The sequence below is a fragment of the Romboutsia sp. genome (assembly GCF_035470145.1).
In the GTDB taxonomy this organism is placed as follows: domain Bacteria; phylum Bacillota; class Clostridia; order Peptostreptococcales; family Peptostreptococcaceae; genus Romboutsia_D.
This window is the reverse complement of sequence record NZ_DATIRC010000317.1, coordinates 1-5,676: the sequence shown is the minus strand read 5'-3', so window position 1 is coordinate 5,676 and position 5,676 is coordinate 1. Positions and strand designations below refer to the sequence as shown.

Below are 5,676 nucleotides of genomic sequence, written 5' to 3'. Positions count from 1 at the left end.
GGATGGAAATTACTTAGTAATGCCTGTGTTTTTAGCTCGTGACGCTGGCCTTGGAGAAATTGGTAGAAATACTATATTAACTAATAAGGACTATGGCTCTCGTTTAAGGCTTGGCGTTGTAACTACTGACTTAGAACTTGAAGTTGATGAACCTATTGATTTCGGATTAGAGGATTTTTGTAATATGTGTAAAAAATGCTCTTTTACCTGTCCTTCTCAATCACTTTCAAATGAATGTAAGATAAGTGAAGATGGTACTTATAATTGGGCAATAGATGCTGAAACATGTTATATTAAGTGGAGATATTTAGGAACTGATTGTGGTATGTGTATATCGGCTTGTCCATTTAGCCAAGATTTAGAAACTATAAAAAATGCTAGTACCTTTAAAAATGACCCACATCTTATAAAACAAGCTTTAGATGAATATAAGAAGAAATATAAAAATAGACCCTTTGTTCCTGGAAATCCTGATTGGCTAAGGTAAAATCATAAAAAATGGATTAACCATATCAGTTAATCCATTTTTATATACTACCACTTTGCATAGTGATCTTCAAACCAACAAAGTACTTCTTTAAATATAATTTTTTTATCATTTATTTTCACTACTCCATTTAATTTTCCTACATGTTGTTTTAAACTAGATTTAACTATTAGTTTATTATTTATCTTATCATTTATATTAATTATCTTAAACTTCAAATCAATATCTTCACAATCTATAGATTTTATATACCATTTATTTATATCTATTTTTTCAAATTTAACATTACAATATATTTTATATAAAATTCCATTTACTTTGATAGCATTTTCATTAACACCTGTATTATCAGTATATTTTCCACCTAAATTTAATCCTACTTTATTGTATTCATTTTCAAAACCACAAGTTAACCAATACCAAGATTTTTCCCTCTCCCATATGCCTCTACCATAATCAATAAATCCAATAGTGTCACTTAAATCAAATTTTTCAGGTTCTTCTTGTCCTACACTTATATATCCTTCAGATTTTAGTGGAAGTTGTTTAGAGGTATAATGGAATTTCTTTTCACTCCATGGTATTAGTACATTTAAAGACTCTTTTTCTAAGACTAAATTAGCATCTATATCAATTTCATTCCATTTAATCATAGTCTGTAATTTATTATTTATTCTAATTATATTTATATACATATCTTTATTTTGAAAATGTGCATATGAACCAATAGCATTGTGTATTATCATTCCATTGCAAAAAGGTATTGTAATATTTTGGTGAATTTCTTTATTTTTTTTAAAATCGTAAAAATCTATAAAAATTAACCCTGCATAATCTAGCTTTACTATAGCAAAAACACAAATATAATCTTTATTCATCCACATATAGTGATTCCATATTTTTTTTCTAAAATATCCTACATCTATATCGCAGTTTGAAAAAATTTTTCTACTCCAACCTATAGAATTCGAATTTATTTTCCCATCTTTTGAACATATGAAATTTTCATTTTTCAATTCTTTCATGCAATCCCCCCATTCTTTTGTATCAAAATAAAAATATTATTTTAATTAATCATATTCCTTTTTAATTGAAAATATAATTTAAAGTTTACATATTAAATAAATTTTATATAAAAAAGGTATAACATATCAATTTCTGATGTGTTATACCTTTTATAAATTTGTTTAATATGTACTAGCTATTATTTTTGAAATTTCAGATTGATTCTCAGATAAATATTTATCTATTTCTAATGCAACTTTTTTCCCTAAAGCTGTTGCATAACAAGCAGTTTTATCCCCTTTTATTATGTCACCTGCTGCAAATACATCATCTATATTAGTCTTAAAATTATTTGTTATAACCATGTTTCTATCATCAACTTCAACAGGAGCAATTTTTTCAATTCCTTCTGACATCTGGCCTACTGCAAATATAACAGTATCTGCATCTAATACAAGCTTAGAGTTATCATTGACTCCTACAAACTCCATAGCACATACTTTATTATTTTCATCTCCAATTATCTCTACAGAATCAAAATTATCAAATATAGGTACGTTTACATAGTGAAGGTAATTTAATTCTTTTTTACTTGCTGTCATTTCTTCTAAAGGGCATCTCACAATAACTCTTACATTTTCATACCCTATAAGCTTTGCAGTAGTACCACAGTCCATAGCAACATCGCCACCACCGATTACAATAGCACTCTTGCCTATACTAACTTTTCCATCTTTGCTTTTTGCTTCTGCTAAAAAACTAACTGCATCAAAAACACCGTTAAGATTTGAACCTTTCATATTTAACACTCTACCTTTGTTCAATCCACTAGATATTAAAAATGCACTAAACCCTTGTTGCCTTAAAGTATCTAATGTAATATCTTCTCCCACTTTACAATTAGTAACAAATTTTACACCTAAATTTTCTATATACTTAATGTCTTCTTTTATTACTTCTTTAGGTAATCTATGTGGCGGAATACCATAACTTAACCATCCACCTAATTCTTCTCTAGCTTCAAATACACTTACATTATATCCTTTTTTAGCCAAGAAAGCAGATGCAGAAAGTCCTGATGGACCAGAGCCTATTATAGCAATTTTTTTACCTTTATTATTAATTTTAGGTTCAGGTTTTAAAATAGCATTCATTTCTTTTTCATATTCAGTTAAAAACTTTTGAATATAGGGAATCATTATAGGATTTTTTAAAGAAGTTTTTTTACACCCACCTACACAATAAGTTTCATAAGGACATACTCTAGCACATATGCCAGCTAATGCATTGTTTTCTCTTAGAATCCCTATAGCTTCTTGTATTTCTCCCTTTGCAACTAGTTCTACAAAAGTTTTTGGATCACTTCCAATAGGGCACCCTTTGCTACATGGTGCATCATCACATAAAAGGCATCTTTTAGATTCTAAAATCGCCTCTTCTTCTGTAAAGTATTTTGCTGATTCTGTTAAATATCCTACATTATTCATTTTTTATCCCCCTAATAAATAATTTAGATTATAACTATTCCATAGAAGTTTTAACATTAAGTTGACTTAATTTGTTATAATTATTGAAATTATATATTAAATATTTATTGTATTACATATCTATACATAATTTTCTTCTTATATTAAAATTATAGTACATTACAATTCATTATGCTTTATTTATTGAATAATTTTTTTATAAATTAACTAAAATTAAAGTCTCTTGTTCTTAATTTACTTATGTAAAGTATTTTTATTTAATTCAAAATATGCTATTTATTAATTTTATACATAAATATTTATTTATATGTTACTAAAAAGCTCTAGTCTGAATATAATAAATAGTAATGTAGTAAATGTAATATAATTACTACTTATTAAACTATATCTTCGAGGTGCTTATAATGAATATGTATTTTAAATCATCAAAAAAAAGAAAAAAACACACAATTTTAGATTTATTAAATTTCAATAATTTATTCTTTAATAATGATATTTTATTGTATGACAACGACAATTACGATGAAGATTATAATTATAATGAAGATTATGATTATGTTATTATTGATGACGATTTGAAATTTAATTATGACGATTATAAAGATGATACAATCTACTATTTGTAGCTTCTAGCACGACTTAATACCTATAGTTTTTATTAATAATGCCGTTTTTTAAAATAAAAGTTCTTGCTTTGTTAACAATGTATATAAAAAATGAGTATTTCAACATAATTTTATAATCATGTTGAAATACTCATTTTTTATATTATTTATTTAGTTTATCCAAATAAACTTAAAAGTATTCCTGCTGCTACAGCTGATCCTATAACTCCTGCAACATTCGGTCCCATAGCATACATTAATAAAAAGTTCCCTGGATTTTCTTCTTGAGCTACCTTATGAGCAACTCTTGCTGCCATAGGAACTGCTGAAACACCCGCCCCACCTATAAGTGGATTAATTTTTTCTTTACTAAATTTGTTCATTACCTTAGCACAAATTACCCCTGCTCCTGTACCAATTCCAAATGCTATTACCCCAAGAGCAAATATTTTTAACGTTTGTACACTTAAAAATATATCAGCTTGTGCAGATGCTCCAACTGACAGCCCTAAAAATATTGTAACTATATTCATCAACGCATTTGTAGCAGTTTCTGATAATCTATCTGTAACGCTACATTCTTTAAGTAAATTACCAAACATAAGCATTCCTATTAAAGTTGCTGCTGCTGGCAATAACAATGAAACTATTATTGTAACTGCTATTGGAAATATTATCTTAACTTTCTTAGATACAGACTTACTTTGAGCCATTACTATAGATCTTTCTTCCTTAGTAGTTAAAGCTTTCATTATTGGTGGTTGTATTATTGGAACCAAAGCCATATATGAATACGCTGCAACTGCTATTGGTGCAAGTAAATGTTGAGCTAATTTTGTAGTTAAGTAAATTGCAGTTGGTCCATCTGCTCCACCTATTATACCTATAGATGCTGCTTCTGGTCCTGTAAAACCTAAAAGCAATGCTCCTATGAAAGTGAAAAATATTCCAAATTGTGCTGCTGCTCCAAGCAATATACTCTTTGGATTTGCTATTAATGGACCAAAGTCTGTCATAGCTCCAACTCCTAAAAATATTAATGGAGGGAATATTCCAAGTTCATCTCCTTGAAATAAATAGTATAATAATCCTCCTGGTGTTTTGGTATGAATCGTTGCTTCTAAACCTTTATTTGACATTCCTAAAGGTTCTATTCCTGCAACAGCCCCATTCATAACTCCCGTTAAAGGAAGGTTTGAAAGCAACATACCAAAAGCTATAGGTACTAATAGTAAAGGTTCAAAACCTTTAGCTATTGCTAAATATAATAGGATACAGGCTATTACAATCATTATTAATTGTCGCCAATCCATATTAAAAATACCCATTGATTGAATAAAATTATTTATAACTTCTCCCACGGGTAAATCCCCCTTTTTGAATTTTCTCTTAATTTCTATCCTATAGTTACTAAGACATCTCCTGCATTTACAGATGATCCTTTTGATATATTTACAGCTGAAACAGTCCCATCAGAATTTGCCATTATTTCATTTTCCATTTTCATTGCTTCAAGTATTAATAATATTTGACCTTTTTTAACACTATCACCAGCTTTAACCCGTACATCATTTATAGTTCCTGGCATTGGAGATAATACATTCCCTCCACCTAAAACTGGTGCTGCTTGTTGTTTTGGTGTAGCTTGTGGTCTTGGTGAACTTTGAGTTACTTGAGGTCTTGAAACTTTAGAAACTTCACTTCCTACTTCTTCGACCTCTACCTCATATGTATTTCCATTAACTGTTACATTATATTTTTTTATCATTTAAATTCCCCCTGTTATACATTACTTAATGGCATTTTTAGCCATACTTTCCCAACTTGTTTTAGAGTTATTTGTTCTTACTATCTTTTTAACTACTATATTGTTGGTACTATTTCCAGTTGCTACACAAATAGCTGCAGTTATTACTGATACTAATTCTTCCATATTTTCATTTTCACAGCTTGATTCTTGATATCCTAAATCTGAATCTTTACTTTTTGTAAGTTGAATTTCTGCTTTTGAATTTGTTTTTTCTCTTTGTAACAAACTTATTATTGCAGATATTATAACTAATACTATAAAAACTACAGTCATTGAAAGTAT

The 5,676-nt window shown here is 28.4% G+C and carries 7 protein-coding genes; 2 read left to right on the top strand and 5 right to left on the bottom strand.

The genetic code is table 11. The features are described 5' to 3' along the window. Positions 1-487 (top strand): 4Fe-4S dicluster domain-containing protein (locus VLM92_RS12895; protein WP_325276740.1); only part of this gene is annotated, 487 nt, incomplete at its 5' end. 47 nt (positions 488-534) lie between these two features. Here VLM92_RS12895 and VLM92_RS12890 read toward each other — a convergent pair. Both VLM92_RS12890 and VLM92_RS12885 read right to left on the bottom strand, forming a co-directional pair. After that, positions 535-1,512: a DUF2804 domain-containing protein gene (locus tag VLM92_RS12890; protein ID WP_325276739.1), complete on the bottom strand. Its 978-nt coding sequence runs from the start codon at positions 1,510-1,512 to the stop codon at positions 535-537. A gap of 162 nt (positions 1,513-1,674) precedes the next feature. Further along, a complete protein-coding gene (locus VLM92_RS12885) occupies positions 1,675-2,979 on the bottom strand; it encodes an FAD-dependent oxidoreductase (protein ID WP_325276738.1) in 1,305 nt (434 codons plus the stop codon). Positions 2,980-3,383: 404 nt separating this feature from the next. On the opposite strand from VLM92_RS12885, the gene VLM92_RS12880 reads away from it, so the two are divergent. After that, positions 3,384-3,605 (top strand): hypothetical protein, encoded by a 222-nt coding sequence (locus tag VLM92_RS12880; RefSeq protein ID WP_325276737.1) that lies wholly within the window; start codon positions 3,384-3,386, stop codon positions 3,603-3,605. 155 nt (positions 3,606-3,760) lie between these two features. Here VLM92_RS12880 and VLM92_RS12875 read toward each other — a convergent pair whose 3' ends face one another. The 3 genes from VLM92_RS12875 to VLM92_RS12865 all read right to left on the bottom strand — a co-directional run. After that, positions 3,761-4,912 carry a sodium ion-translocating decarboxylase subunit beta gene (locus tag VLM92_RS12875; protein WP_334309503.1) on the bottom strand — a complete coding sequence of 384 codons (1,152 nt, stop codon included), beginning with the start codon at positions 4,910-4,912 and terminating at the stop codon, positions 3,761-3,763. A gap of 68 nt (positions 4,913-4,980) precedes the next feature. Further along, a complete protein-coding gene (locus tag VLM92_RS12870; RefSeq protein ID WP_331681772.1) occupies positions 4,981-5,352 on the bottom strand; it encodes a biotin/lipoyl-containing protein in 372 nt (123 codons plus the stop codon). A 21-nt stretch (positions 5,353-5,373) separates the two neighbouring features. Further along, positions 5,374-5,676: OadG family protein (locus tag VLM92_RS12865; protein WP_325276735.1), on the bottom strand; the 303-nt coding region annotated here is incomplete at its 5' end.